Here is a 24,964-nt window from a genome sequence, read left to right on the forward strand (position 1 = left end):
CACGGGGCCCTGGCTCCCGTCCTTCCCTCGTCGCTTCGGTCGCTTCGCTCCCTGCGCTCCTCAGTCCAGGACGGGAGGCCCCGTGACCGGCGGGGATGGGCCTGGTCACGGGATGATCTGGCGCCGGCGTAGGTCGGTGAAGATGTCGTAGAACATTTGCTCGGTCTCTACATACTCGTGGAAACCGGCGCGGCGGGCCTTGGACGAGTCGGCGAAGAAGTCGTAGTCCCAACCGAAGACGAAGTCCGCGAACGGCCAGGACGACACCTCCTCGAAGGACGTCGAGGCCAGTCCGTGCGTCGCCTGCAGTTCCTTCCACACCGGCGCCTTGTCGGCCATCACATCCGTCAAGGACATCTGCAGCGGCGGCGCGACCTCGAGGCCGAACCAGGCACCGAGCTTCGGCCACAGCTCGTTCCACCGGAACAGATCGCCGTTCGTGATGTTGAACGCCTGATTCGCCGCGGCCGGCGCGGTCGCGGCCCAGACCGTTGCCTTGGCCAACAATCCCGCGTCGGTCAACTCGAGCAGAGCGTCGTACGCACCGGGCTTGCCCGGGAACCGCAGCGGTACGCCGAGTTGCTTCGACAGCGACGCGTACACAGCGATCCCGACGGCCAGGTTCATCGGGTTGCCGAGCGCGACACCACCGACGACCGACGGCCGCAACGCCGACCAGGTCCACGCCTTACCCTGCTGCCGGTTCTCCAGGAACCGCTGCTGATCGACGTTGAACTCCGGTGGCAGATGCGGCGGATCGTCCTCCCGAGCCGGCGTCTTGAACGGCCCGAGGTGCGCGCCGTACACCTTGTAGCCCTGCATCAAACTCACATGCCGCAACCTCACAGCGACTGGCTCGATCGCGTCGACGACATTGACCAGCATCGCGAGGTTGGGTGCGACCAGTTCGGCCCAGGTCGGCCGATCCTGATAGGCGACGTAGAAGATGTGGGTCACCTCGGACAGCCCACTCAGCCGAGCGCGGGTGTCGTCCGGATCGAGCAGATCGACGGCGACATGCCGGACCCGACCGGGGACGTCGACCCCGCCGCGACGGGACAGCCCGATCACCCGCCAGTCCGGCAGCGACGACAGATGTTCGACCAGATTCGTCCCGATCACACCGCGGGCACCGACCACCAAAGCCACGTTCTCCATACCCAACAGCCTCGCTGACCTGCGCGGATAAATCCAAGACATGCTTTTCACCAGAGCCATAAACTGAATTCATGACAACGCTCAGGCAGCTGGAGTACCTGGTGACCGTGGTCGACCTGGGGTCCTTCACCAAGGCGGCCGAGGCGCTGCACGTGAGTCAGCCGGCGTTGTCGCACCAGATCCGTACGCTCGAACGATCCGCCGGCGGACCGCTATTGGAGCGACTGCCGCGCAACGTCCGGCTCACCCCGACCGGCCGCGCGATGTTGCCGCACGCCCGCGCCGCCCTGGCCGATGCGGACCGCGCACGCTGTGCCGCGCGTCAGGCCGCTGGACTGGAAGTCGGCGAGCTGCAGATTGCGACGCTGTACTCGATCACGCTGGGCGTGCTCCCCAAGGCTTTGCGAAACTGGCGGCAGACCCATCCCGAAGTCGGCATCCGCCTGTTCGAGCACCGGCACACCGAGGAGCTCATCGCAGCGATGAACGCCGGTGAGGCGGATCTCGCGGTCGGCCCCGAACCGGCCGGTTGGTCGGGCGTCAGTCGTACGCTCGGGACCGAGGAGTTGGTCGTGGTCGTCGCCGCCGACGATCCCGCCGCAGTCGGAGACTCCGTCCCGATGAAGGATCTCGCCGACCGCGCCTGGGTCCACTACACCCCGGGCCACGGGCTGGCCGACGTACTCGATCTCGCTTGTGCGCAAGCAGGGTTCGAGCCGCGCGTCGCCGTACGGACCGAGCAGACCGCCGCCGCACCGGCGCTGGCCGCCGCCGGCCTCGGACCGGCGCTGGTTCCGGACAACATCCTGCCCAAGGATTTCGACGGTCACGTCCTGCACCCGGATCCGCCGGTCCATCGCACGCTCACGGCATACACCCGCGGCGAACCCGACCCGCTCGCCGCCGCCTTCATCGACGTCCTGGTTTGGAGCAGTGGCGGCGCGGGCACGCGGAGTTGATGGCGGAAGAATCCGACGGCACAGTCCTCCTGGCCGGTGCGGCCAACCTTGCGATCGCGATCGCCAAGGTCGTCGCCGGCCTGCTGTCCGGCTCCACCGCGCTGCTGGCCGAGGCGGCGCACTCGGTCGCCGACACGCTCAACCAGGCGTTCCTGCTGACCGCGCTGCGTCGCAGCCGCAAGCCCGCCGATGCGCGGCACCCGTTCGGCTATGGGATGGAACGCTACTTCTGGTCCCTGCTCGCCGCGGTCGGGATCCTCGTCCTCGGCGCCGGGTTCTCGATCGCCGAGGGCGTGCGCGCGGTGTTCGACCCCGAGCCGATCGCGGCGCTCGCGATGATCTACTCGGTGCTGGCGCTCTCCTTCCTCTTCGAGGGGACATCCTGGCTCCGTGCGATCACGCAGGTACGACGTGAGGCCCGCGAGCACGGCGTACCGTTCCTGACCCACTTGAAGAACGCGGAGCCGGCAGTCAAGACGGTCGCGTTCGAGGACTCGGCCGCCCTGATCGGGCTGTGATCGCGGCGATCGGAGTCACCCTGGCGGTCGTCACCGGCCACCACGTCTGGGACGGCATGGCGTCGATCGCCATCGGACTGCTGCTCATCGTCGTCGCGTTCACGCTCGGCCGGGACAACAAGGCCATGCTCATCGGCCGCGCACTGCCGGACGACGTCCAGCGGCAGATCCGCGGCATCATCGACGACACGCCAGGGATCGAAGGTGTCCTCGAGTTGCTCAGCCTGCGGCTCGCGCCGGATCAGGTGCTGGTGGTGGCGACGGTCGACCTCGCCGACATGCGGACCACGGGCTCAGCGATCGAACAGCTCGCCGAGCGGATCGATGCCGACGTACGCCGGGAGTACCCGATGGTCCGGCACCTCTATCTGGACCCGACACCGGGCGACCGGGTTCAGTCCTGACCCCAGTTGGCCACGATCACCGCGATCGGCGGGAGCACGGCCGCGACCGCACTCATCCCGATCGCGACCGGGATCGAGAACAGGCGGACGACGAACCAGGCCAGCCCGATCAGGACCAGGCAACTGCCCATCAGCCAGTAGTAGAGCTTCCGGTTGTCGTACCGGCGGGCCATCTCAGACCTTCAGCGTCAGCCTGTCCAGGGCATCGACCAGCGGAGCTAGCTCAGGCAGCTCCGCGGCCTTGCTCAGGGCAGCCGTGAGTACGGCGTCGTGCGTCGGCTGGGCCTGGTCGAGCAGGTCGCGGCCGGCCTCGGTGACCTCGGTGTAGATGCCGCGGCGGTCGGTCGGGCACAGGTACCGCTGCAGGAGCTTGCGATCCTCCAGTCGGTTCACCAGCCGGGTCGTCGCGGACTGGCTCAGCACGACGGCGTTGGACAGCTGGTTCATCCGCAGGTGGTAGTCGTCCTGGCGGGCGAGTACGTCGAGAACGCTGTACTCGCTCACGGACAAGCCGTGCTGCTTCTGCAGCGCGCGCTCCAACTCGTCCTCGATCCGGGCATGCAGAGCGGCCAGGGTTCGCCACCCCTGCGCCCGCGCCTCGGCGGCGTCATCCGGTAGGCCCACGGCTCCTCCACTTGAACTTTACGATTGCATCCGCCATCATAGCGCTTGTGCAATAGCCCGCGTGTGCAACTATGTGGCTTTGAAATAGTCACCGCACGCCGGTAACAGTCATAAGACTACATTCGAGGAGAAGACGAGTCATGCCCGCAGCCCTGCTGGCTCTCGCGATCGGTGCGTTCGGGATCGGGACCACCGAGTTCGTCATCATGGGTCTGCTGCCCGAGGTCGCTACCGACTTCGGCGTCAGCATCCCGTCCGCCGGTCTGCTCATCTCCGGCTACGCGCTCGGCGTGGTGGTCGGCGCCCCGCTGCTCACCGCGATCGGGTCCAAGGTGTCCCGCAAGACCGTGCTGATCGCGCTGATGGGCGTGTTCATCGCGGGCAACCTGCTGTCCGCCGTCGCTCCGTCGTACGGCGTTCTGATGACCGGACGGATCGTGGCCGCGCTGTCCCATGGAGCGTTCTTCGGCGTCGGCTCGGTGGTCGCGGCATCGCTCGTACCGAAGGCGAAGCAGGCGAGTGCGATCGCGCTGATGTTCACCGGGCTGACCGTGGCGAACGTCCTCGGCGTACCGGGTGGGACCGCGCTCGGGCAGCACTTCGGCTGGCAGTCGACGTTCTGGGCAGTGACCGCGCTCGGCGTGGTCGGTCTGCTTGGCATCGTCTTCCTCGTCCCGCGGCAGGACACGTCCGAAGGGCCGGGGCTGCGGAGTGAACTGGCAGTGTTCCGCAATGTGCAGGTGTGGCTGGCGCTGGCGATGACGGCGCTCGGGTTCGCCGGGGTGTTCGCGTCCTTCACCTACATCGCGCCGATGATGACCGAGGTGGCGGGCTTCTCGGCCGGCGCGGTGACCTGGCTGCTCGTGCTCTTCGGTGGCGGGCTGGTCGTCGGGAACCTGCTCGGCGGGAAGGCGGCGGATCGGTCGCTGATGCCGAGTCTGTACGTGATCCTCGCGCTGCTGGCCGCCGTACTGGTCGTGTTCGTGTTCACCGCCCATGGGCGCGTGTCGTCCGCGGTGACGATCGCGGTGTTCGGCGCGGCCGGGTTCGCCACTGTGGCGCCGCTGCAGAAGCGGGTGATGGACAAGGCGAAAGGCGCGCCGGCGCTAGCGTCCGCGGCCAACATCGCCGCCTTCAACCTCGGCAACGCCGCGGGCGCGTACCTCGGCGGGCTCACCATCGAGCACGGTCTCGGGTACACCGCACCCAACTGGGTCGGCGCCGCCCTCGCCGCGTCCGGTCTCCTCGTCGCCCTCACCTCCGGCCTACTCGACCGCCGCCGAACTGCCGCACGCGTCTCCTCCCTCCTGCCTGAAGGAAGCTACTGATGATCCCCACCGTGAAGCTCAACAACGGCGTCGAGATGCCCCAGCTCGGGTACGGCGTCTTCCAGGTCCCGAACGACGAGACGGCGACCGCCGTGACTCATGCCTTGGAGGCCGGTTACAGCAGTATCGACACGGCGGCGGCGTACCAGAACGAGGCTGGTGTCGGTCAGGCATTGGTTGCCTCCGGCATCGACCGCGAGGACCTGTTCATCACCACCAAGCTGTGGAACGCCGACCAGGTTTACGAGAACACTTTGAAGGCGTTCGACCGGAGCGTCTCGCTGCTCGGCCTGGAGTACCTGGATCTGTACCTGATCCACTGGCCTACGCCGGCGCGCGACCTGTACGCCGACAGTTGGCGTGCTCTCGAGAAGTTGTACGCCGATGGCCGTGTCCGCGCGATCGGGGTCTCGAACTTCCAGCCCGAACACCTCGACCGCCTCGCGCAGACCTCCGGCATCACGCCGGCGCTGAACCAGGTCGAGCTCCACCCGTACCTCCAGCAGGCGGAGGTCCGCGCGTACGGCAGCGATTTCGGCATCCACACCGAAGCCTGGAGCCCACTGGCCAAGGGCGGCGAGCTGCTCACCGAGCCGATCATCGCGACGATCGCCAAGCAGTACGACCGCACCCCCGCGCAGATCGTGCTCCGCTGGCACCTCCAACTCGGGAACATCGTCATCCCCAAGTCCGTGACGCCGTCCCGCATCCGCGAGAACCTCAACGTCTTCGACTTCACCCTCTCCGCCGACGACGTCACCGCGATCGCCGACCTGGACCGCGGCGAACGCACCGGCCCCGACCCCGACACCTTCAACGTCGCCTGACCCCGGGTCCTCCTACCATCCCCGGATGTCCGACCTCACCGGGTTCCTGCCGCAGCACCTCCCGGAAGCTGAGTGGAGCGAGCTCGCCGAGCACAGCCGGCGGCGGTTCGCGTATCAGTACTCACCACCGGGCCGCGCCGGCGACCTGTGGATCGGCGACGCGATCGGCTGCGCGGCGTGTTCCCGCAACCATCAGCCCGGTTCCACGCGTGGTGGCTCGAGCGCCTCACCTCGGGACTCAGCAGTTCACATGACGTCGCTCAGCCAACCGAAGGCTGCGGTCTGCATGGCGCGATCGAACTTGTGCGGGCCATCGAAGAACTGACCGGTGTGGGACGTTGACGCACCTGCTGCGGCGTAGTGCGCCGCGATCCGGTCGTGGGCAGCTTCGGCGCCGGCCAACGGGAACAGCTGGTCCTTCGCCGACCAGTCCGTCGGCCGACCAGCGCCGCTCGACCCGGACAGCTGCCGGGCCATCGTTACCCCCAGCCGTCTGGACCATACGCAGTACGGCGTCCCGGACCTGTGCTCTCGCCGGCAGTGCGGCCTCACGGCGAGCCGGAGCGGTCGCTTGCTCGATCCAGTCGCCGTAGACGCCCAAGTGTGCCGAGTTCATCCCCGCAGACTTTCATAGTCGTTGGTCGCGAGTGGCTACTTCTTGGGGGTGGCGATGACGACGGCGTTGCTGAGGTACGCCGTACCGTCCCAGTCCTCACAGGTCACCAGGACGAGGCGGCCGGGGACGCTCTGGTTGAACACCTGCGCGGCCTGCTTGGCCAGGGCCTTCTTGCCGTACGTCGTCACCGACGAGACCACGTAGGTGATCGTCCCCCGCCCGGTGGTCACGCTGACCGCGTCACCGGCGGACAGTCGACCCAGCTCGTCGAAAGCACCACCGCCGGTGTGCACGGTGTGCCCGGTGATGATCGCGGAACCCCTGGTCGCGCCGGGCGCCGCACCGTCCGACCACCAGCCGACAAGGCGTGGATTGGACGGCGGGATGAGCGTGCCACCGCGAGCACGGATGCTGAGCACGCGGGCGGAGATGCCCAGGCTCGGCACGGTCACCTTCACCGGGGTCGACGGCCGGACCCGGGCCGTGCTCAGGACCTCGGACGGAGGTGTCGAGCTGTTCGGGTTCGTTGCCTTTGACGACGACTTCGACGGCGACTGACCTGGGACGGCGGGCGTCGCACCGGCGGATCGTGGCGTCGTCGAAACGGCCCGAGGGCCAGCAGCGCTCGGCTGCTGGCCCTCAGCTGTGTTGCTGGAACTCAACTGCTGGTGACCACCAACGGCCAGCAGTGCGACGCCGGCCGTCACGGCCCCGATCGTCCACCAAGACGAACGAGCACGGCCGGGACGGCGACGCTTTGCGTACATGTCAGGCCGAGTGCTGACCGCGGGTCTGAAGTGCCTTCAGGACACCGGCGAGCACGAGCAGGCCACCCAGCATGAGCAGGGCGATACCGCCGAGGCTCTGGTGGCTGGTGATCGCGGAGGCGTTCTGCGTAGCGCCGTTCTGACCGGCCTCGACCTCGGTCGGGACCGGGGCACCCGGCACGCTCGGCGTGCTGGACGGCTGGACCGACGGAACCGGCGACTCGCTCGGGCTCTCCGACGGGCTCACGGACGGCGACTCGCTCGGGCTCTCGGATGGGGTTTCCGAAGGAGTCTCGGACGGGGTTTCCGAGGGAGTTTCGCTCGGCGTCTCGGAAGGCGTCTCGCTCGGGGTCTCGGACGGCGTCTCAGACGGGGTCTCGGACGGCGTCTCAGACGGGGTCTCGGACGGCGTTTCCGAAGGAGTCTCCGACGGCGTTTCCGACGGCGTCTCGCTCGGGGTCTCCGACGGGGTCTCGCTCGGCGTCTCGGACGGCGGCGGGGTCGTCGTGGTGCCTTCCTTGACGCAGAAGTTCACGTGGCTGAGGCCGTAGAACTTGTCGTTGTTCGAGTTCACCGGCGGGTGCAGGGCGGTGCCCGAGGTCTTCCCAGCAGGCTGGTAGTTGTACCAGTTCGCCGCCGGACCACCCTTCACCAGGACGCCGAGAACGACGCCGCCGGATGCGGTGAAGTCGATGACGTTGTCGCCCTTCTGGTCACCGGGGTGGTCGGGGTCGTCCTGCGCCAGGTCGCGCACCGTCATGGTCACCGAGACGCCGCCCTCGCTCTTCGTACCTGAGTTTGGCGGGTCGAACTTGATCTCGGTCGAACCCGGGATCACGTCCTCACACGTCGGGTTGCCGTCGATGATGTTTCCGTCGGCCGAGGCGGACGGGGCCAGCGCCAGCGTGACGCCTCCCAGCACGAGTGCGACCGCACCCGCTCCGCCCAGCAACTGAACCACCCGGGACTTCTTCCAGCTGACCTTCGCACCCGGAGTTATGTCGTTCACAAATTCCATCCCCATGTCTGAGGCCGGTCTAGACGGGACCGGCCTGATCGTCGGCGGTCCCCCGAGTGATCCCCCCGGACTGGACCCATGCAAAACACGCCAGGCCTCACTACTGAAGCCGGCCGACGTCGGCGTTCCGTCCCCCATTGTTCCGGGCCCCAAAAACAGGAACTTCGACCGTACGTATGTTGGCGATGCGGACCACGACACGCAAGTTCCGTAGCAACGACTCGCCGTGTTCTTTACCTTTCGTCACGCACCGTTTCAGGAGTAGACCACAGAGTAGTTGGCCGCTCCAATGACACACTGTTTTTGGATCTGACACGACGTATCACTAGGCTCCCGCGCGTGGCACGTGAAGCGGATCAGAAGACGGTGCTGGGGTCGGTGTGGTTGCGGGACGAGCCGGAGCCGACGCGGAACCGGCTGAGTCGGGACGACATCGTTCGTACGGCGATCAAAGTGCTGGACCGGGAAGGTCTGGACGCGTTCTCGATGCGGCTGATGGCGGCCGAGCTCGGGACCGCCGCGACCTCGGCGCTGTACTGGCGCATCGCGAACAAGAACGACCTGCTCGAGCTCGCGGTCGACGAAGTACTCGCGGAAGCGTTGGTGCCGGCAGATCACCCCGACTGGCGTGAACAGGTGACGGTGGTCGTGCAAGCGGCGTACCACGCGTTGTGGGAACACCCGTGGGCGCCGCAACTGCTCGCATCACATGCTGGGCTCGGACCCAATTACCAGGCGCTCACCGACCGGGTACAGACGACGCTGAAGTCGGCCGGGTTCAAAGGCGCGCATCTGGACTCGGCGGTGTCGGCGATCTTCCACTATCTGATCGGGTCGGCCGTCACCGACTCGGCGTGGGCGGCCGTTATCCGGCGGAGCGGGATGAACGAGTTCCGGTGGGCGAGCGAGGCCGGCGGTCAGCTCGGACTGGACGCGGCCAGTCTCGCGTCGTACCTGAGCCGCAAGAGCCTCGCCGGACCCGAGGCGCGTTTCGCCTCAGGCCTCCGCGTGATCCTCATCGGCCTCCGCCCCCGCGAGTTGTCCTGACACCACCTTGAGCACCGCTCAACCATTTCTGCTCGGCGTTCGCGGTTGAGCCGTGCCCAAGGTCGGCGATCAGAGGTCTGCGAAGGCGGACGCCGGGTTCTCGAAGGCGTCGGCGACGAAGCGGAGGAATGCGGCCGCGGTACCGCCGTCGCAGACCCGGTGGTCGAAGACGAGTGAGAGCTGGGTGAGCTTGCGGATCGCGAGCTCACCGCCGACCACCCACGGCCGATCGATGATCCGGCCGACGCCGAGGATCGCGACCTGCGGGTGGTTGATAATCGCCGCGCTCCCGTCCACCCCGAAGCTGCCGTAGTTGTTCAGCGTGAACGTCCCACAGCCCAGCTCGTACGGCGTGAGCCGGCCGGTGCGCGCGGATTCGGTCAACCGGCGGATCTCGGCGTCCAGTTCGCGCGCGGTGAGCCGGTGCGCGTTCGCTACCGCCGGCACCATCAGTCCACGATCCGTCTGTGCGGCCAGGCCGAGGTTGACCCCGTCGTACTGAACGAGTTCCTCGCGCTCGGTGTCGACGTACCCGTTCAACTCCGGGTACTTCAACAGGCCGGCCACCACGAACCGGCCCATCAACGCCAGCAAGCCCGGTCCGGAGTCTTTTGCCGAACGCAACGATTCCCTGAGCTCCACGAGTGCGGTCGCATCCACGTCAACCCAGGTGGTCGCCTCCGGAATCTCCGCGCGGCTCCGGCTCAACGTCGCCACCACGGCCTTGCGGAACCCACTCATCGGCTCCCGCCGCAACTCCGCCAACCCGGTCCGGGACTCGAGCTGCTGGGTGGCTTGCGGCTTCTCGAACCTCTCGGCGATCGCCTGCTCAACATCCCGCCGCACAATCAGGCCACCCTCACCCGACCCCCTCAACGTCTTCAAATCCACGCCAGCGTCCCGAGCCAACCGCCGAACCACCGGCGAAATCACCAAAGCCACGGCGCTCCGCGCCGGGTCGTTGGAGGCGGCGCTGCGCGTCGGGGTGGCGGGAGCGGCGCTGCGCGTCGGGGTGGTGGGAGCGGCGCTGCGCGTCGGGGTGGTAGGGGCGGCGGAGCTCGCCGGCTGGTGCTGGGGGCGGGGTTTGCGGCGGCGGCCGGAGGTGGCGCCGGCGCCTGTGCCGTAGCCGATGAGGACGTTGCCAGAGCCGGCGCGCTCTTCCTGCCGGTAGGCCTCGCCGGCCTGGTCCGGACCCGGGCTGGTTGGGGCCGGCCGGGCACCTGCAGGCGACTCGCAGCGCGCCGGGGCGGCGTCTGCCTCGGTGATGGTGATGAGGGGTTTGCCCACCGGGACTGTGGTGCCGGGGTCGGCGTGGAGTTCCTCGACGACGCCGGCGTAGGGGCACGGGAGTTCGACGAGGGACTTGGCGGTTTCTACCTCGGCGATCGGGGTGTCGACGGTGACCACGTCGCCGACCTTGACGAGCCAGCGGACGATCTCGGCCTCCGTCAGGCCTTCGCCGAGGTCCGGCAGGAGGAAGGTGTTCACGAGTCCTCCCACTGGAGGTCGTCGACGGCGTCGAGGATGCGGTCCACGCCGGGCAGCTGGTACTTCTCCAGCTTCGGCGGCGGGTACGGGATGTCGAACCCGGTCACCCGCCGGATCGGCGCGGCCAGCGAGTGGAAGCACCGTTCGGTGACCCGGGCAACGATCTCCGACGACACACTCGCGAACCCGCTTGCCTCGGCGACCACGACAGCCCGCCCGGTACGCCGTACTGCCGCGCACACCGTCTCGTCGTCGAACGGCACGATCGACCGCAGATCCACCACGGTCAGCTGCCGGCCTTCCGCCGCCGCGACCTCGGCCGCCTCCAGCGCGACCGGCACCGACGGCCCGTACGCGATCAACGTCGCGTCCGCACCCTCCCGCCGTACGACGGCCGTCCCGATCCCCGGCTGGTCCTCGGTGAGATCGACCTCTTCCTTGGCCCAGTAGAGCTTCTTCGGCTCCATGAACACGACCGGGTCGGGGAACTCGATTGCCTTGCGCAACAAGGTGTACGCGTCGGCAACGGTGGCCGGGGCAACGACCGTCAGCCCTGGCGTGTGCGCGTAGTAGCTCTCCGACGAGTCGCAGTGGTGCTCGACCCCGCCGATCCCACCGGCGTACGGCATCCGGATCACCATCGGCAGGGTGATCCGCCCACGGGTCCGGTTCCGCATCTTGGCGACGTGGGAGACGATCTGCTCGAACGCCGGGTACCCGAACGCGTCGAACTGCATCTCGACCACCGGCCGCATCCCGTTCATCGCCAGCCCGACCGCCATCCCGACGATCCCGGACTCGGCCAACGGGGTGTCGAAGCAACGATCCTCGCCGAACTCCGCGGTCAGTCCGTCGGTGATCCGGAAGACACCACCGAGCGCACCGACGTCCTCGCCGAACATCAACACAGAGTCGTCGGCCTTCATCGCATCACGCAGCGCCTGGTTGAGCGCCTGTGCCATGGAGATCTTCACGTGCGTCATGATCAGGCCTCCTCTCGCGCCAGCTCGTCGCGCAGGAACGCGGCCTGCTCCCGCAGCTGCTGCGTCTGCTCGGTGTAGAGATGCGCGAACAGATCCGCCGGATCCACGCTCGGCTCCGGCATCAACCCGTCGCGCAGCGCGTCGGCGACCTGCGCCGCCGACGCCTCTGCCCGCTGCCTGACCGAGTCGTCAAGCAACCCCTCCTGCGTGAGGTAAGCCTCCAGCCGCTTGATCGGATCGCGATCCAGCCACGGGGCGACCTCGTCCTCGTCGCGGTATCGGGTCGCGTCGTCGGCATTGGTGTGCGCCTGCACACGATACGTGTGCGCTTCGACGAGCTGCGGACCTTCACCCGCTCGTGCCTTCTCCACAGCCTGTCCGAGTACGGCGAGCAGCCCGGCGAGATCGTTGCCATCGGCCCGTTCTCCGGGGACGCCGTACCCGATGCCCTTGTGCGCCAGCGACGGAGCCACGCTCTGCCGGGCGAGCGGCACCGAGATCGCGTACTCGTTGTTCTGGATGAAGAAGACCACCGGCGCGTGGAAGACCGCGGCGAAGTTCAGCGCTTCGTGGAAGTCGCCCTCGCTCGTGCCGCCGTCGCCGCAGAGCGCCATCACCACCGTGTCCTCGCCCTTCAGCCGGGCCGCGTGCGCGACCCCGACCGCATGGGTGAGTTGCGTCGCGAGCGGCGTCGACTGCGGCGCGACGTTGCGCGCGTACGGGTCGTAGCCCGAGTGCCAGTCGCCGCGGAGCAGGGTCAGCGTCTCGATCGGGTCGACGCCGCGGCTCACGATCGAGACCGTGTCGCGGTACGTCGGGAACAGCCAGTCGCCCTCGCGGAGCACCATCGTGGCCGCGACCTGGCAAGCCTCCTGGCCGTGCGACGACGGGTAGACGGCGAGCCGGCCCTGCCGGACCAGGGCGCTGGCCTGGTCGTTGATCCGGCGCCCCTTGATCAACTGAACGTAACCGTCGACCAGGGCTTCCTTGGTGGGCAGCCGGTACGACGGGTTGTCATGCGGTACGCCGTCCTGGTCGATCAACCGGACGGGTTCCGCAGACGGGAGCAAGCGCTCCTCGAGCGTGGTCATGGACCCTCCTGCGCAGGAGACGGACGGTGGCCTCATCGTCGTCCTTCTGGCCAATCGGATCCAGACCTGTGAGAATCACGAGACGTTTGGCTCAATCCGGCGCAAAGGAGGGACACGATGTCCGACGAGGTGATGGTCCACCGGGCCGGTCCTGGACAGATGGTCGTCGCCCCGGCGCTGGACGAGGTCGATCGGCAGATCATCGAGGCGCTCGGGCGGGACGGACGGCTCTCGATCCGGGCCCTCGCGGACCAGGTCCACATCTCCCGGGCGAACGCCTACGCCCGCGTCGAGCGGCTCACCACGGACGGCGTCATCACCGGTTTCACCGTCACCGTGGACCCCCTCAAACTGGGTCTCGCGACGTCGGCGTACGTCACGCTCAGTCTCCGCCAAAGCTCCTGGCGAACCCTGCGGCAGCAACTCCAGGCGATCCCCGAAATCAAGCACATGGCGCTGGTCGGCGGCGACTTCGACGCAATCCTCCTGGTACGCGCGGCCGACAACGAAGGCCTCCGCCGCGTCGTCCTCGAGAAGCTCCAGGCGATCCCGGAGGTGCTGGCAACCCGGACCGCCCTCATCTTCGAGGACCTCGGCACGCTCTAACAGCCGCAGGACCGCCGGAGGATCAGCTCAGCCGGGAAGGTCTTCGCCGCCACCGCGGTTGGCCCGTCGATCAGGTGAGCGACTGCATGCTGCGCCATCCGTTCCAGCGGTTGCCGTACGACGGTGAGCGGTGGCCAGGTGTACTCGGTTTCCGCGGTGCCGTCGAAGGACACGATGGCGATGTCGTCGGGCACTCTCAAGCCGGCCTCGTGGATCGCGCGCAGCACGCCGACCGCCTGCAGGTCGGAGCTGGCGAGGATCGCGGTCGGCCTGTTTGTTGCTGCGAGCAACCTACGGCCCGCGTCGTACCCGCCGTGCCGGCTGAAGGTCGTGCGGGCGATGGGGCCATCTTCGAGACCTGCTTGCCGGAGCGCGTCCCGCCACCCCAGCTCGCGTTCCGGCCGCCGCCCGCCTCCTCCGACCACGAGCCCGATCCTTCGGTGGCCATGGCCGATCAGGTGCTCGACGCCGGAGCGGGCACCGGCGCGGTACTGCGGTCGGACCGAGCTGACGGTTGAGAGTACGCGGTTGATCGCGATGACCGGGATGTCGATCTCGGTGAGGTCGGGGTCTTCGGTCGGGGCGACCAGGACCAGGCCGCTCACCTGGCGGGCGACCAGTTCCGCGACCTTTGACCGTTCGGTGGCGGGGTCGCCGTCGGCTCCGGTTTGCAGGACTACGTAACCGCGGGCGGAGGCGGCCTTGTCGATGGCCTTGGCCAGCTCGGCGAAGAGGGGGTTGCCGCCGTCCGGCGTGATCAGGCCGAAGGTGCGGGTGGTGCCCATCCGGAGCGCGCGGGCGGTTGCGTTCGGCCGGTAGCCGAGGACGCGGATCGCCTCCAGGACGCGCTGCCGGGTCTCCGGCGCCACCGGCCGCGGGCCCTCGTTCACCACGTAGCTGACCACCGCTGAGCTGACCCCGGCGTACTGCGCCACGTCGTTGCGGGTGACTGGGGTGGCCTTCGGCATGTGCCGATAGTACGGCCTTGACCGAGCCGGAAAGCGGTTGCTAGCGTGCCTGTTCTACACGAGTAGAAGGAGTCTTGCGTGCCTAGACGCTATGCAGTCGCCGGGACCGGTTCACGCGCGCGGTCGTACGTTCGCGCGATCATCGAGGCGCACCCCGAGGAGGCACAGCTGGTCGCGCTGCTCGACCCGAACCCGGGCCGCCTGGCGTTCCACGACCGGTACGTCCGCGAGCTCGGCGGGCCGGAGCTCCCGCAGTACGGCGCCGACGACCTGGAGCGGATGGTCAAGGAGCAGTCGATCGACCGGGTGGTCGTGACGAGTCCCGACTACACGCACGCCTCGGTCGTCTCCCGGCTGCTGCGCGCCGGCGCGGACGTGATCGTGGAGAAGCCGCTGACGATCGACGCCGACGGCACCCGGCAGATCGTCGAGGCGATGGCCGAGTCCGGCAAGTCCGTGGTCGTCACCTTCAACTACCGGTACTCACCGCGGAACAGTGCACTGCGGCAGCTGATCGCGGACGGCGAGATCGGGACCGTGACCAGCGTCGAGTTCCAGTGGGTGCTCGACACCCGGCACGGCGCCGACTACTTCCGCCGCTGGCACCGGGAGAAGAAGAACTCCGGCGGCCTGATGGTGCACAAGGCGTCCCACCACTTCGACCTGGTGAACTGGTGGATCGCGTCGACGCCGACCAAGGTGTACGCGTCCGGCGGCCTGTTCTTCTACGGCGCCGACAACGCCGCAGCTCGTGGCCTTGGGCAACGACCTGAGCGCGGCACGATCGACGGATCGGCCAACGATCCGTGGTTGCTGGATCTCCGCACCGACGACGTCAACCGGCAGCTGTACCTGGAGAGCGAGCAGTACGACGGCTATCGTCGCGACCAGGACGTGTTCGGCCCGGGCATCACGATCGAGGACAACATGGCCGTGGTCGCGGAGTACGCGAACGGCGCCCGGCTCAGCTACTCGCTCAACGCCCACTCACCCTGGGAGGGGTACCGGGTCTCGGTCAACGGCACCGAGGGCCGCGCCGAGCTCGAGGTCGTCGAGCGTGCCGCGGTGGTCGACGACCAGATCGACCCGAGCTATCCGTCGGAGCGCGTGGTCGCCGGCGACGTACGGTCCGACGGCGAGCGGCTGGTCCTGCAGAAGCACTGGGCGCCCGCGGTCGAGGTCGAGATCCCGCGCGGCGAGGGCGGCCATGGTGGTGGTGACCGGCTCATCTACGCCGACCTGTTCGTCGGTCCCGGCAACGATCCCCTCGGTCGCGCGGCCGACGTGCACGACGGCGTACGCGCGGTTGCGGTCGGCATCGCCGCCAATCAGTCGCTGGCCACCGGCCAGCCGGTCGTGATCGCCGACCTGGAGCTGGGCGGCTGGCCCCAGCCGTAACTACCAGGCGGCGGGGAGCCCGGGGCGGTGGGTGCCGAAGGTCCATTCGTGGCCTTCGGGGTCGGTGACTCGGCAGCGGTAGTTGCCCCACTCGGTCATGGCCGGCTCCCAGATCGACTCGGCGCGGCTGCGACCGCGGTGGCGTGGACGGCGTCGACCTCGTCCTGGGTGTCGAAGGCGATATAGGCACCCTGGCCGACGGTGTCGCCCTTGCGGGCCGGCCGGTCGTAGCCTTCCTCGTCGGTGAAGAGGGTGAAGGCGACCCCGCCGTACCGCATCTCGGCGTGCATGATGCCGCCCTTGTCGTCGGGGACCTCCATCGTGGTTTCGAACCCGAAGGCCTTCTCCAGCCAGCGGAGTGCGCCGACCGCGTCGCGGTAACCGAAGTACGCGTGGAAAGTAGCTGTGTTGGTCATGCCTCCAGCATCGATCGGGTAGCGGACAGGAGCTGTCCGCTACCCGATCGAGGTGGAATTACTTCCGGAACTGGCCCGGGCCGAGGACCTGCCAGCCCTTGGCGGCCGGGGTCTTGATCGAGCTCACCGGCATGCTGAACGTGTGCACCAGCCGGTTCGGCCGGCTGATCGCCCAGAACGTCGGGTTCCGCGGGTTCGAGCGATCCCACGCGATGCCCTGGCCCTGGACGTCCGGCAGGTCGACGGTCGCGACCCAGCGCAACTCGGCGCCGGCCGTCGGCAGCTCCATCACATAGGCCTCACCGAGGTCGTGGCCGGTCAGCCAGAGCCGGCCGTCCGGACCCCACGAGCCACCGGAGTTCGACATCGGCTTGAACCGGTCCAGGATCGGCTTCGGGATCGTGTACGACGCCAGCGGCTGGAACTTGTCGTTCAGCTTCACGATCTGGGTGTTGTAGGTCTCGCCGTACGGCTTGCCGGTCTCGTCGGAGATGTTGTCGTAGTTCGCGAACCCGGCCCACCACGCGCCGTTGTGCCAGTCGAGCCAGGTGAGCGAACCGCGGTAGATGCCGAACGAGTACGAGTCGATGTGCCGCATCGTCTTGGTGTCGAACACCTCGATCGAGCTCTCCATCGGATAGTCGGAGTAGTTCGAGTGGACGGCGTACAGCTTGGTGCCGGCAACGACCCCGCTGTCCATGTGGATGAACGGGCCGCCGCTGTCACCGGCGAACTGCAGCAGCGGCTCGCCGGTCCGGCGGTCGTGCTTGGTGATCGTCGTGTTGTTGACCGCATAGAAGTACTTCGCGTCGACGGCGACCGCCTGGTTCGCGTCGAACGCGGCGTACGACGTCAGCGGCGTCGCGACGTACGACGGGGGCTCGGCGGCGACCGCCGTCACAGTAGGAGCCTGAGCCGCGGGACGTGCGGCCGAGGCGGGTGGGAGCGCAACGGCGGCCAGAACGGTCGTCGCGACGATGAGGGCGGGGAGCTTACGCATCACAACCTCCGAGGGGATGGATCTTGCTCTCCCGACCCTCGTGTCATCGTCGGAACGCCGTGTGAATCTAATGCGTCAGGTAGCTTGCCGACGGACTGCCCGCTGGCGGCGGAACCACAGGAACAGCGCCACACACGGCAGCAGGAGCCCGCCGATCCCGAGCACCACGAAGTCCCACTCGGCGCCGATGTGGTCGACCAGCCAGCCGAAGTTCTGGCCGAAGAACCCGGTCACGAACGTCAGCGGCAGGAACACCGTGGCCAGGATGGTCAGCTGCTCGATCGTCGCGTTCTGCCGGACGCTGACCTTTGTCTGCTCGACGCCGATCACCGCCATGTTCGCCTCCAGCACGGTGGTGAGCAGGTCGCGTTGCGCGGCGACCTCCTCGTTCACCAGCACCAGGTGGTCGTGCACGTCGCGGAAGTACGGCAGCAGCTTGGTCTCCCGGGCGCCGCGCTCGACGGTTGCGAGTACGGCGAGCAGCGGGTGGACGGCCCGGTAGAAGTCGGTCACCTCGCGGCGCAGCGAGTAGATCTGCTCGGTCGGCGCGACGGCACCGGCGAACACGGTCTGCTCGACCTGCTCGATATCGCGCTCCAGCTCGGCGACGACCGGGCCGTAGCCGTCCACGACCTGGTCGAGAATCGCCCAGAGCACCGAACTCGTGCCGGTCTCGAGCAGTTCGGGGCGCTGCTCGAGCCGGATCCGGGCGCCGTGCAGATCGCTGGCCACGCCCTGGCGGACGGTGATCACGAACGCCGGCCCGACGAACACGCTCACCTCGCCGAAGTCGACTTCCTCGCGCTCGTCGTCGTACCGGGCGGTGCGCAGGATGACCAGCTCGACATCGCCCTCGTACGGCTCCACCTTGGGGCGGAGATGGAACGTCTGCGCGTCCTCGACGGCCAGCTCGTGCAGGCCGAAACTGTCTCTGACCTGTTTCAGTTCGTCGGCGGTGGGCTCGAACATGCCCAGCCAGACGAACCCGCCCGTCTTGCAATGGGTTGCGGCGTCCTCGACAGACATCGCCTCGACGTGCTGGCGGAGTCCGTCCCGGTAGTAAGCGCAGTCGATGATCATGGCTGACCTCCTCCCCCGATCGTCGTACCGACAGCCGACAGGAAATAGGGTTGGGCGGGAAAGCGGCGGTGAACATCGGTGAGGAGACCCATGGGACGACCAGTGGTACTGATGCCCGGACCGATGCATCCGGCGGTCGCGGAGGGACTGGCCGATCACTGTGAGTTGATCAGGCTCTGGGAGGAGAGTGACCCGGACGCCGTGCTCGCCGCCCGCCGCGACGAGATCGTGGCCGTCGCCACCGGCGGCACCCTGATCGACGGCGCGTTCCTCGACCGGTTGCCGGCGGTCCGGCTGGTGGCCAGCTTCGGCGTCGGCTACGACCGGATCGACGCGACCGCCGCCGCCGAGCGCGGCGTCGTGGTGACGAACACGCCCGGCGTGCTCGACGACGAGGTGGCCGACACCGCCCTGGGTCTGCTGCTGATGACAGTGCGTGAGCTGCCGCAGGCCGAGCGGTACCTGCGCGAGGGCAAGTGGCAGCAGAGCGGCTCGTACCCGTTGACCCGGGCAACGATGCACGGCCGCCGGATGGGCATCCTCGGCCTCGGCCGGATCGGCCAGGCGATCGCGGACCGGGTCGCGCCGTTCGGCGTCTCCGTCGCCTACCACAACCGTCGCCGCAAGGACGTCGGCTACCGCTACTACCCGTCCCTGGTCGAGATGGCCCGCGACGTCGACGTCCTGATGATCGTGATCCCCGGCGGCGACAGCACCCGCCACCTCGTCGACGCCGAGGTCCTGAAGGCGCTCGGCCACGAGGGCATCGTGATCAACGTCGCCCGCGGCTCGGTCGTCGACGAGCAGGCCCTGGTCGACGCCCTGCGAACCAACACGATCCTGTCGGCCGGACTGGACGTCTTCGAACACGAGCCCGAGGTCCACCCGGACCTGCTGACGCTCCCGAACGCCGTGCTCCTGCCGCACGTCGGGTCCGCCACGATCCCCACGCGAACCGCGATGGCGAACCTGGTCGTCGACAACCTGCGCAACTGGCTGACGCACGGTACGGCGCTGACCCCGGTCCCCGAATCGGCGCGGCTCAGCGGCTGAGGGTGACCTCCTGCTCGAGTCCGGACAGCTTGTGCGGATTGCGGACGACGTACATCCCGCTGATCAGTCCGTCCTCGACGCGCAGTGCCATCACGCTGTCGAACTCCCCCTCGATGCCGAGGAGCAGCGCGGGCTGACCGTTGATCTGGGTGAGCCGAGTCCGCGTGGTGGCCAACCGGCTCAGCCCGGCGCCCAGCAGGCTCGCCACCTGGTCGATCCCCACGATCGGCTCGGGGAACGCCTGGACGACACCGCCACCGTCGGCGAGGAAGACGACATCCGGAGCGAGTACGTCGACCAGGCTCTGCAGGTCGCCGGTGTTGACGGCCCGCTGGAAGGCCTCGATCGCGTCACGGGTCTCGTCGGAGGAAACGGTCCCCCGGGGCCGGCGCGCGGCGACGTGTTCCCGGGCCCGGTGGGCAATCTGGCGGACCGCGGCCGGCTTCTTGTCGACGGCTTCCGCGATCTCGTCGTACTCCAGACCGAAGACCTCACGCAGGACGAAGACTGCCCGCTCGGTCGGCTTGAGGGTCTCCAGGACGAGCATCATCGCCATCGAGACGCTGTCGGCCAGCTCGACGTCCTCGGCCACGTCCGGCGTGGTGAGCAGCGGTTCGGGCAGCCAGGGACCGACGTACGACTCTCTGCGGCGGCCGAGCGTGCGCAGCCGGCCGAGCGCCTGGCGGCTGGCGATCCGGACCAGGTACGCGCGGTGGTCACGCACGGTGCCGAGATCGACACCGACCCACTTCAGCCAGGTCTCCTGCAGCACGTCCTCGGCGTCGGCCGCCGAGCCGAGCAACTCGTACGCGACCGTGAACAGCAGGTTGCGATGGGCAACGAACGCCTCGGTGGCCTGGTCGGTGCCGGTCATGGGTGGCTCCTTCGCGCCGTCGATGGGGTCACCCACCCGACGCCACAGCCCGCCGATTTGTGACATCCGCGCCGAAATCGTTCATTCGGCCGCGGGGAGGTCCCAGATCCGCTCGGTGGTCCAGGCGTACTCCCAGGCCTGGATGTCCGGGGGCTCGATGCCGAGGCCGGTGAGGATGGCGCAGACCTGTTCGCGGTGGTGGTTGGCGTGGTTGATCGCCTGGGCGATGAAGATGCCAACCCTCGTTCCGCGGGTGTTGTTGTCGACGATGATCACGCGCTCGACGTCGATCGGCTTGGCGAGGAAGTCCTCCCACACCGCGCCGGCCTCGTCGTTCCAGCGCTCGAGCTTGTCGAAGTCCGGCGTCTCCTCGCTGTCCACGAAGTCGAGCGGGGTGTCGGCGATCCGCCGGACGTAGCTGCCGTCACACCGGACGATGTGGTCGAGCGTCGCCACGATCCCGCCGTACGTGCCGACGCCGGTGATCTCGAGCTGCTCCGGCGTCAGGTTCTGCGCGCGACAGAACTGGATCAGGCTCTTCGTCGCCCAGTTGTTGTGCCGGATCGGGTCGTACAACACGTCGTTGAGTCCCATGCGGGTCACGCTAACCGCAAAGCCGTGAGGATCTCCTCCCAGTTTTCGTGCAGTACGGCGAGGTGCGTGGTCTGCTCGCGGATCACCAGGGTCGCCCACGGGATGCGCTCGGCGAGCCAGTGTCCGTTGCGGACCGAGGCGTTCCGGTCCAACTCGCCGTACCAGAGGAAGGCCGGGCACTCGATCTCTTCCGGCCGGAAATCCCAGGCGCGGAAGGAGATCGCGGCGTCGCGGAGATAGCCGGCCGGGTTCACGAGAGCCTCCCGGATCGAGGCGGCGATCGCACTCTGGGAACCGAGCGGCCGCTCCTCGACCACCGGCCCGGGGCGGCTGATGAGCTCGGCGTCGCGCGGATCCAGCTCGGAGAGGAAACGCCGTGCCAGCGCGGCGTCGTCCGGGTCGGCTGGATTCAGCTGGGCGACGTACGCCTCGAAGTCGGCGCGCATGGCGTCGACCGCCTCGTCCGGTGTCGACCTGGCGAGGCGAGCGAAGAACTCTTGGCCCGACGGGTCGAGGTCGTCGCGGTGGTACGGCGGGTCGAGCTCGGGCACACTCGCCGGAGCCGCGGCCACCCCGACCGCGGTCACACGCTCCGGGTGGCGCGCCGCACACGCCAAGGCATACGGGCCGCCGACCGACATGCCGAGCACGGCGAAGCGCTCGATCCTGAGCCGATCCGCCACGAAGGCCAGATCGTCAGCCACTGACTGATGGGTCGAGGTATCGGCGTCGGACTCGCCGTACCCGGGGCGATTCACCGCGACCAGTCGTACGCCGGTACGCCGAGCGGCCGCATCACCGGCGTACGCGGCATGCCTGGTGTCGGGGCAGCCGTGCAGGAAGAAGACCGGGACGCCGTCCCGTGCTCCGCCGTCCCACCCCTGCACCCTCCGCCCGTCCACCAACCGCAGGGCGAACGAGCCGGCGCGCCCCAGATCGGGCGCACCGGCGTGCCGCCTACGGTCAGCTGGGCGCGGCGATGTTCACCATCCAGTTGATGCCGAACTTGTCCTGGACCATGCCGAACTCGTCGCCCCACATCTGCTTCTCCAGCGGGACGCTGACCTTGCCACCCTCGGACAGCTTCTCGTAGTAGCCGCGCAGCTCGTCGCCATCGCCGCTCAGGCTGATCGCGATGTTCTCACCGGGGTTGTACGTCATGCCCTGCGGTGTGTCGGACGCCATCAGCGTGAAGCCGCTGGGCGTCTCGAGCTGGCTGTGCATCAGCTTGTCGTCGTCCTCCGGACCGTGGCTCGCGCCGAACTCCTTGAAGGTGTTCGACGCCACGTCACCGCCGAAGACCCCTTGGTAGAACTCCATCGCCGCCCGCGCGTTGCCGTCGAACTGAATGTATGGATTGAGCCGTGACGCCATCAGAACTTTCCTTCCCCCAAATCTGGATACCGCTCTTTGCCCGCACAGTAGACCCGCCCACCGACAGTCCGCGACCCCTCGCCGGCTCCGCTGCGGTTAGGGTCGCGCCATGATCCTGCGACACATCACGATCGATGCCGGAAACCCGTACGAACTCGCGCAATTCTGGAGTACCGTCACCGGCTGGCCACTCGGCGACGGCGACGAGCCCGGCGACGACGAGGTGCTCGTGGTCGCTCCGGCACCGGTCCCCGGCATGCTGTTCATCGCCGTCCCGGAGTCGAAGTCGGTGAAGAACCGGGTCCACATCGACTGGGTCCCCACCGAACGCACCCGCGACGAGGAGGTCGAGCGCCTGCTCTCCCTCGGCGCCGCCATCCACGAGGACCACCGCCGCCCCGACGGCCCCGGCTGGGTCACGATGAAGGACCCCGAAGGCAACGAGTTCTGCGTCGAACGCAGCGAAGCCGAACGCACCGCCTGACTCTCCTCGCGCGCACCCCGCGCTGACCACTCGCACCCACCGCGCGTGATCGCCGCACTACGCGCGGCTCCACCGGGAAATTTGCTGCAACTTTCTCCAGCCGATCGCCATCGAGCGGTTGGAAGAGTCTGCACTGCCGCTTGGGGGAGCGGCTTCATGGTGGGGGAAACACATGCGCAAGTGGATAGCGATGCTCGGCGTGCTGGCGGCGGCCGGCGCGGGCGGGGTCGCGGCGGCGAGTCACGTCGCAGCGGCCGGGAGTCCGGGACCGGGGATCGCCATCGCGGCCGATCTGCCGGAGCCCGTGGGGGCACAGTTCGTGCCGGGGTCGAGCAACGTGGTGCCCGCGGCGACCACACCCGCCAACAGCACGGGGCAGCCGAAGGCGAGGGCGCTGACGACGTCCGCCGGCACCTACACCTGCCCGGGCTTCAGCACGATGGACGACGCGACGCCGCTGTCGTCGGTGCTGCAGGACACCTACGCCTGGGGAGGGTTCAAGGCGTACAAGGTCGGCGACGGCAGCGGCAACATCAACTGGAAGCTGAACCCGTACAACAACCCCAGTTGGTACATGTGGCTGCACTCACTGCGCTGGATCGGGCAGGGCATCACTGCAGCCGGTGAGGGCGACACGGACGCGCTCGCGCACGTGACGGCGATCGTGCACGACTGGGTGCTCGACAACCCGTACTCCTGGAAGTCGGACATCGGCGCCTGGGAGTCCACCATGCATCGCACCAACGTGATCCTGTGCACCCGGCAGGCGGTCCTGGCCGGACTGAACGTCACGACGCTGCCGCCGGAGTACCAGTGGCTCGACGCGGCGTTGGTCGACCACGCCACGTTCCTGGTGAACAACTGGAGCGGCGCGTGGAACCACGGCACGGACGAGAGCATCGCCCTGTTCGGCGTCGGGTGCACGCTGGACCAGCCCGACTACATGAACCTCGCGGTCAGCCGGCTCGGGGCCGCGATCACCACCTCGATCGACACGCAGGGCGCGACGAACGAGCAGTCGACGGCCTACGCACAGTTCAACTACTCCCTCTGGGGTCGTGCGGTCGACGTCCTGCGCGCCTGCGGGGCCGACCCGGGTCCGACGATCACCGAACGACGTGAGTTGCTCGCGAACTGGCTGGCGCTCGCCACCGACTCCCGCGGCAATCTCCATCAGATCGGCGATTCGGAGGTCGTGCGTACGGCGTCTGTTGCCAACACGCCACTCGAGTACGCCGGAAGCCTCGGGGCCAGCGGGATCGCACCGACCGAGCGCGTCGGCATGTTCTCGGCGGGCTACGTGTTCGGCCGGTCCGGTTGGGGGCCGGCGTTCTCCGACCAGGCGTCGTACAGCATCAGGTACGGGCCGGCGCGCGCGTTGCACGGGCACAGCGACCACATGTCCGTCACGTACACGGCCGGCGGGCGGGAGGTGGTGATCGACGGCGGGCACGCCGGTTACCAGAACGACGTCTGGCGGACCTGGGCGAAGAGCCCGTTCGCGCACAGCGTCATGACGACACCGATGTCGCCGGATCTCAACCCGGCGACCAAGCTGACCCGCTCCGTGGTGACTCAGGCGTCGGACTTCTACGAGTTCTCGGACGTTCCCGGGACCGGGATCAGCCGGGTGCGCGCCGTACTCGTGCTCCGGAACCCGGACCTGCTCATCACGCTGGACCGCGGTTCGGCGAAGAAGGCGCAGCAGTTCCAGACGCTGTGGCATCTGCCGTCGGATCAGCAGGCGTCGGTGTACTCGCGAACGACGGCACTCGCGCAGAAGCCGGGTGACGCCACGCGGACGATCCTGTTCCAGGTGCCGTACCGGCAGGACCTGCCGCCGGGGGCGATCCTGCTCAAGCAGGCGCAGACCGCACCGATCCAGGGCTGGCATTACCCGACGATCACCAGCCGACGGTCGGCCCCGACCCTGATGTTTGCCCGCTCCGGCACCATGGCCTCGATCCTGTCGTTCGTAGCCCCGGTCCGCTCGAACACCTCAGTTCTTTACAGCACCCGCTGGTCCGGTACGACGTACGTAGTAGACCTGACCGTCGCCGGCAAAAAGACCTCAATCGGAATCACCGGCGGCGGCTCCCTCGTCCGCCTCAGCTAACCGAATGATGGGATGGCCGGAACCTGCCCGGGGAAGTGGACATCAGGTAGGTAAGAATTGCGTCCTTACTGTGCGGCGAGGTCTGGGCTACGGAGTGCGGTTGGGGACAACCAATCCGGGGTAGTCCGCATCTGAGAAGTGGACGCAGCGCAACGGTTTCCACGGTTCATCGC

General features: G+C 68.2%; 29 protein-coding genes. 12 read left to right on the top strand and 17 right to left on the bottom strand.

Annotation, left to right across the window (positions count from 1 at the left end; translation table 11 throughout):
- Nucleotides 1-105 precede the first annotated feature (105 nt).
- Entirely contained in the window at nt 106-1,158 is a 1,053-nt protein-coding gene (locus tag AB0E63_RS38845; protein ID WP_360377555.1) for an SDR family oxidoreductase, read from the bottom strand.
- A gap of 71 nt (nt 1,159-1,229) precedes the next feature.
- On the opposite strand from AB0E63_RS38845, the gene AB0E63_RS38850 reads away from it, so the two are divergent.
- The 3 genes from AB0E63_RS38850 to AB0E63_RS38860 are packed head-to-tail and all read left to right on the top strand — an operon-like array spanning nt 1,230 to nt 3,039.
- The gene (locus AB0E63_RS38850) at nt 1,230-2,117 is read left to right on the top strand and encodes a LysR family transcriptional regulator (protein ID WP_360377557.1); all 888 of its coding nucleotides are present in this window, start codon (nt 1,230-1,232) and stop codon (nt 2,115-2,117) included.
- On the top strand, nt 2,117-2,635 hold the full coding sequence (locus AB0E63_RS38855; RefSeq protein ID WP_360377559.1) for a cation diffusion facilitator family transporter: 519 nt from the start codon (nt 2,117-2,119) through the stop codon (nt 2,633-2,635). The genes AB0E63_RS38850 and AB0E63_RS38855 overlap by 1 nt, the downstream gene beginning before the upstream one ends.
- Nucleotides 2,632-3,039 (top strand): hypothetical protein, encoded by a 408-nt coding sequence (locus AB0E63_RS38860; protein WP_360377562.1) that lies wholly within the window; start codon nt 2,632-2,634, stop codon nt 3,037-3,039. The genes AB0E63_RS38855 and AB0E63_RS38860 overlap by 4 nt, the downstream gene beginning before the upstream one ends.
- On the opposite strand, the gene AB0E63_RS38865 is transcribed toward AB0E63_RS38860, so the two are convergent.
- Together AB0E63_RS38865 and AB0E63_RS38870 are read right to left on the bottom strand one after the other, a co-directional pair.
- On the bottom strand, nt 3,030-3,212 hold the full coding sequence (locus AB0E63_RS38865; RefSeq protein WP_360377565.1) for a DUF3099 domain-containing protein: 183 nt from the start codon (nt 3,210-3,212) through the stop codon (nt 3,030-3,032). The two genes, AB0E63_RS38860 and AB0E63_RS38865, sit on opposite strands and share 10 nt — an antisense overlap.
- 1 nt (nt 3,213) lies before the next feature.
- The gene (locus AB0E63_RS38870) at nt 3,214-3,663 is read right to left on the bottom strand and encodes a MarR family transcriptional regulator (RefSeq protein ID WP_360377568.1); all 450 of its coding nucleotides are present in this window, start codon (nt 3,661-3,663) and stop codon (nt 3,214-3,216) included.
- A 140-nt stretch (nt 3,664-3,803) separates the two neighbouring features.
- On the opposite strand from AB0E63_RS38870, the gene AB0E63_RS38875 reads away from it, so the two are divergent.
- Together AB0E63_RS38875 and AB0E63_RS38880 are read left to right on the top strand one after the other, a co-directional pair.
- Nucleotides 3,804-4,991 (top strand): MFS transporter, encoded by a 1,188-nt coding sequence (locus AB0E63_RS38875; RefSeq protein ID WP_360377570.1) that lies wholly within the window; start codon nt 3,804-3,806, stop codon nt 4,989-4,991.
- Nucleotides 4,991-5,818, top strand: a complete 828-nt coding sequence (locus tag AB0E63_RS38880; RefSeq protein ID WP_360377572.1) for an aldo/keto reductase — start codon at nt 4,991-4,993, stop codon at nt 5,816-5,818. Before AB0E63_RS38875 ends, AB0E63_RS38880 begins: the two co-directional genes overlap by 1 nt.
- Before the next feature lie 246 nt (nt 5,819-6,064).
- On the opposite strand, the gene AB0E63_RS38885 is transcribed toward AB0E63_RS38880, so the two are convergent.
- Both AB0E63_RS38885 and AB0E63_RS38890 read right to left on the bottom strand, forming a co-directional pair.
- Entirely contained in the window at nt 6,065-6,295 is a 231-nt protein-coding gene (locus tag AB0E63_RS38885) for a hypothetical protein (protein ID WP_360377575.1), read from the bottom strand.
- 174 nt (nt 6,296-6,469) lie between these two features.
- Nucleotides 6,470-6,853: a class F sortase gene (locus AB0E63_RS38890; protein WP_360377577.1), complete on the bottom strand. Its 384-nt coding sequence runs from the start codon at nt 6,851-6,853 to the stop codon at nt 6,470-6,472.
- On the opposite strand from AB0E63_RS38890, the gene AB0E63_RS38895 reads away from it, so the two are divergent.
- A complete protein-coding gene (locus tag AB0E63_RS38895) occupies nt 6,843-6,992 on the top strand; it encodes a hypothetical protein (RefSeq protein ID WP_360377579.1) in 150 nt (49 codons plus the stop codon). The genes AB0E63_RS38890 and AB0E63_RS38895 overlap by 11 nt on opposite strands.
- Nucleotides 6,993-7,202: 210 nt before the next feature.
- Here AB0E63_RS38895 and AB0E63_RS38900 read toward each other — a convergent pair whose 3' ends face one another.
- A complete protein-coding gene (locus AB0E63_RS38900) occupies nt 7,203-8,210 on the bottom strand; it encodes a hypothetical protein (protein ID WP_360377581.1) in 1,008 nt (335 codons plus the stop codon).
- 348 nt (nt 8,211-8,558) lie between these two features.
- Here AB0E63_RS38900 and AB0E63_RS38905 point away from each other — a divergent pair, with 348 nt between their 5' ends.
- Entirely contained in the window at nt 8,559-9,266 is a 708-nt protein-coding gene (locus AB0E63_RS38905; protein ID WP_360377583.1) for a TetR/AcrR family transcriptional regulator C-terminal domain-containing protein, read from the top strand.
- A 69-nt stretch (nt 9,267-9,335) separates the two neighbouring features.
- Here AB0E63_RS38905 and AB0E63_RS38910 read toward each other — a convergent pair whose 3' ends face one another.
- Genes AB0E63_RS38910 through AB0E63_RS38920 form a run of 3 tightly spaced genes read right to left on the bottom strand, consistent with a single transcriptional unit; the run spans nt 9,336 to nt 12,828 of the window.
- The gene (locus AB0E63_RS38910) at nt 9,336-10,754 is read right to left on the bottom strand and encodes a 2-oxo acid dehydrogenase subunit E2 (RefSeq protein ID WP_360377585.1); all 1,419 of its coding nucleotides are present in this window, start codon (nt 10,752-10,754) and stop codon (nt 9,336-9,338) included.
- Nucleotides 10,751-11,737 (bottom strand): alpha-ketoacid dehydrogenase subunit beta, encoded by a 987-nt coding sequence (locus AB0E63_RS38915; protein WP_360377588.1) that lies wholly within the window; start codon nt 11,735-11,737, stop codon nt 10,751-10,753. Before AB0E63_RS38915 ends, AB0E63_RS38910 begins: the two co-directional genes overlap by 4 nt.
- A gap of 2 nt (nt 11,738-11,739) precedes the next feature.
- Nucleotides 11,740-12,828, bottom strand: coding sequence for a thiamine pyrophosphate-dependent dehydrogenase E1 component subunit alpha (locus tag AB0E63_RS38920; RefSeq protein ID WP_360377590.1), 1,089 nt, complete (start codon nt 12,826-12,828; stop codon nt 11,740-11,742).
- Nucleotides 12,829-12,945: 117 nt separating this feature from the next.
- On the opposite strand from AB0E63_RS38920, the gene AB0E63_RS38925 reads away from it, so the two are divergent.
- Complete coding sequence (locus tag AB0E63_RS38925; RefSeq protein ID WP_360377593.1) at nt 12,946-13,434, top strand: Lrp/AsnC family transcriptional regulator; 489 nt, start codon at nt 12,946-12,948, stop codon at nt 13,432-13,434.
- Here AB0E63_RS38925 and AB0E63_RS38930 read toward each other — a convergent pair.
- On the bottom strand, nt 13,431-14,402 hold the full coding sequence (locus AB0E63_RS38930; RefSeq protein WP_360377595.1) for a LacI family DNA-binding transcriptional regulator: 972 nt from the start codon (nt 14,400-14,402) through the stop codon (nt 13,431-13,433). The two genes, AB0E63_RS38925 and AB0E63_RS38930, sit on opposite strands and share 4 nt — an antisense overlap.
- 78 nt (nt 14,403-14,480) lie before the next feature.
- Here AB0E63_RS38930 and AB0E63_RS38935 point away from each other — a divergent pair, with 78 nt between their 5' ends.
- Nucleotides 14,481-15,800 (top strand): Gfo/Idh/MocA family oxidoreductase, encoded by a 1,320-nt coding sequence (locus AB0E63_RS38935; RefSeq protein WP_360377598.1) that lies wholly within the window; start codon nt 14,481-14,483, stop codon nt 15,798-15,800.
- A gap of 95 nt (nt 15,801-15,895) precedes the next feature.
- Here AB0E63_RS38935 and AB0E63_RS38940 read toward each other — a convergent pair whose 3' ends face one another.
- The 3 genes from AB0E63_RS38940 to AB0E63_RS38950 form a co-directional block, all read right to left on the bottom strand.
- The gene (locus tag AB0E63_RS38940) at nt 15,896-16,216 is read right to left on the bottom strand and encodes a hypothetical protein (RefSeq protein WP_360377601.1); all 321 of its coding nucleotides are present in this window, start codon (nt 16,214-16,216) and stop codon (nt 15,896-15,898) included.
- Between the two features lie 58 nt (nt 16,217-16,274).
- On the bottom strand, nt 16,275-17,216 hold the full coding sequence (locus tag AB0E63_RS38945) for a hypothetical protein (RefSeq protein WP_360377604.1): 942 nt from the start codon (nt 17,214-17,216) through the stop codon (nt 16,275-16,277).
- Nucleotides 17,217-17,291: 75 nt separating this feature from the next.
- On the bottom strand, nt 17,292-18,296 hold the full coding sequence (locus AB0E63_RS38950; protein WP_360377606.1) for a magnesium and cobalt transport protein CorA: 1,005 nt from the start codon (nt 18,294-18,296) through the stop codon (nt 17,292-17,294).
- Nucleotides 18,297-18,386: 90 nt separating this feature from the next.
- On the opposite strand from AB0E63_RS38950, the gene AB0E63_RS38955 reads away from it, so the two are divergent.
- Nucleotides 18,387-19,349 (top strand): 2-hydroxyacid dehydrogenase, encoded by a 963-nt coding sequence (locus tag AB0E63_RS38955; RefSeq protein WP_360377609.1) that lies wholly within the window; start codon nt 18,387-18,389, stop codon nt 19,347-19,349.
- Here AB0E63_RS38955 and AB0E63_RS38960 read toward each other — a convergent pair.
- The 4 genes from AB0E63_RS38960 to AB0E63_RS38975 all read right to left on the bottom strand — a co-directional run bounded on the left by AB0E63_RS38960 (nt 19,339) and on the right by AB0E63_RS38975 (nt 22,191).
- Nucleotides 19,339-20,223 (bottom strand): RNA polymerase sigma-70 factor, encoded by an 885-nt coding sequence (locus tag AB0E63_RS38960; RefSeq protein WP_360377611.1) that lies wholly within the window; start codon nt 20,221-20,223, stop codon nt 19,339-19,341. The genes AB0E63_RS38955 and AB0E63_RS38960 overlap by 11 nt on opposite strands.
- Before the next feature lie 81 nt (nt 20,224-20,304).
- Nucleotides 20,305-20,817: a DinB family protein gene (locus AB0E63_RS38965; protein WP_360377613.1), complete on the bottom strand. Its 513-nt coding sequence runs from the start codon at nt 20,815-20,817 to the stop codon at nt 20,305-20,307.
- Between the two features lie 5 nt (nt 20,818-20,822).
- Nucleotides 20,823-21,719 carry an alpha/beta hydrolase gene (locus AB0E63_RS38970; protein WP_360377615.1) on the bottom strand — a complete coding sequence of 299 codons (897 nt, stop codon included), beginning with the start codon at nt 21,717-21,719 and terminating at the stop codon, nt 20,823-20,825.
- Between the two features lie 61 nt (nt 21,720-21,780).
- A complete protein-coding gene (locus AB0E63_RS38975; RefSeq protein ID WP_360377618.1) occupies nt 21,781-22,191 on the bottom strand; it encodes a VOC family protein in 411 nt (136 codons plus the stop codon).
- A 109-nt stretch (nt 22,192-22,300) separates the two neighbouring features.
- On the opposite strand from AB0E63_RS38975, the gene AB0E63_RS38980 reads away from it, so the two are divergent.
- Together AB0E63_RS38980 and AB0E63_RS38985 are read left to right on the top strand one after the other, a co-directional pair.
- Nucleotides 22,301-22,675: a VOC family protein gene (locus AB0E63_RS38980; protein WP_360377620.1), complete on the top strand. Its 375-nt coding sequence runs from the start codon at nt 22,301-22,303 to the stop codon at nt 22,673-22,675.
- 172 nt (nt 22,676-22,847) lie between these two features.
- Entirely contained in the window at nt 22,848-24,791 is a 1,944-nt protein-coding gene (locus AB0E63_RS38985; RefSeq protein WP_360377622.1) for a heparinase II/III family protein, read from the top strand.
- Nucleotides 24,792-24,964: the final 173 nt, after the last annotated feature.

This window comes from Kribbella sp. NPDC026596 (assembly GCF_040638415.1).
Classification (GTDB): domain Bacteria; phylum Actinomycetota; class Actinomycetes; order Propionibacteriales; family Kribbellaceae; genus Kribbella.

Bases quoted from the DNA above. Each gene is read 5' to 3' on its own strand.
- AB0E63_RS38845 (WP_360377555.1), bottom strand. From the start codon at position 1,158: ATGGAGAACGTGGCTTTGGTGGTCGGTGCCCGCGGTGTGATCGGGACG.
- AB0E63_RS38850 (WP_360377557.1), top strand. From the start codon at position 1,230: ATGACAACGCTCAGGCAGCTGGAGTACCTGGTGACCGTGGTCGACCTG.
- AB0E63_RS38855 (WP_360377559.1), top strand. From the start codon at position 2,117: ATGGCGGAAGAATCCGACGGCACAGTCCTCCTGGCCGGTGCGGCCAAC.
- AB0E63_RS38865 (WP_360377565.1), bottom strand. From the start codon at position 3,212: ATGGCCCGCCGGTACGACAACCGGAAGCTCTACTACTGGCTGATGGGC.
- AB0E63_RS38875 (WP_360377570.1), top strand. From the start codon at position 3,804: ATGCCCGCAGCCCTGCTGGCTCTCGCGATCGGTGCGTTCGGGATCGGG.
- AB0E63_RS38880 (WP_360377572.1), top strand. From the start codon at position 4,991: ATGATCCCCACCGTGAAGCTCAACAACGGCGTCGAGATGCCCCAGCTC.
- AB0E63_RS38885 (WP_360377575.1), bottom strand. From the start codon at position 6,295: ATGGCCCGGCAGCTGTCCGGGTCGAGCGGCGCTGGTCGGCCGACGGAC.
- AB0E63_RS38895 (WP_360377579.1), top strand. From the start codon at position 6,843: ATGCTGAGCACGCGGGCGGAGATGCCCAGGCTCGGCACGGTCACCTTC.
- AB0E63_RS38915 (WP_360377588.1), bottom strand. From the start codon at position 11,737: ATGACGCACGTGAAGATCTCCATGGCACAGGCGCTCAACCAGGCGCTG.
- AB0E63_RS38920 (WP_360377590.1), bottom strand. From the start codon at position 12,828: ATGACCACGCTCGAGGAGCGCTTGCTCCCGTCTGCGGAACCCGTCCGG.
- AB0E63_RS38925 (WP_360377593.1), top strand. From the start codon at position 12,946: ATGTCCGACGAGGTGATGGTCCACCGGGCCGGTCCTGGACAGATGGTC.
- AB0E63_RS38930 (WP_360377595.1), bottom strand. From the start codon at position 14,402: ATGCCGAAGGCCACCCCAGTCACCCGCAACGACGTGGCGCAGTACGCC.
- AB0E63_RS38940 (WP_360377601.1), bottom strand. From the start codon at position 16,216: ATGACCAACACAGCTACTTTCCACGCGTACTTCGGTTACCGCGACGCG.
- AB0E63_RS38945 (WP_360377604.1), bottom strand. From the start codon at position 17,216: ATGCGTAAGCTCCCCGCCCTCATCGTCGCGACGACCGTTCTGGCCGCC.
- AB0E63_RS38950 (WP_360377606.1), bottom strand. From the start codon at position 18,296: ATGATCATCGACTGCGCTTACTACCGGGACGGACTCCGCCAGCACGTC.
- AB0E63_RS38955 (WP_360377609.1), top strand. From the start codon at position 18,387: ATGGGACGACCAGTGGTACTGATGCCCGGACCGATGCATCCGGCGGTC.
- AB0E63_RS38960 (WP_360377611.1), bottom strand. From the start codon at position 20,223: ATGACCGGCACCGACCAGGCCACCGAGGCGTTCGTTGCCCATCGCAAC.
- AB0E63_RS38965 (WP_360377613.1), bottom strand. From the start codon at position 20,817: ATGGGACTCAACGACGTGTTGTACGACCCGATCCGGCACAACAACTGG.
- AB0E63_RS38975 (WP_360377618.1), bottom strand. From the start codon at position 22,191: ATGGCGTCACGGCTCAATCCATACATTCAGTTCGACGGCAACGCGCGG.
- AB0E63_RS38980 (WP_360377620.1), top strand. From the start codon at position 22,301: ATGATCCTGCGACACATCACGATCGATGCCGGAAACCCGTACGAACTC.
- AB0E63_RS38985 (WP_360377622.1), top strand. From the start codon at position 22,848: ATGCGCAAGTGGATAGCGATGCTCGGCGTGCTGGCGGCGGCCGGCGCG.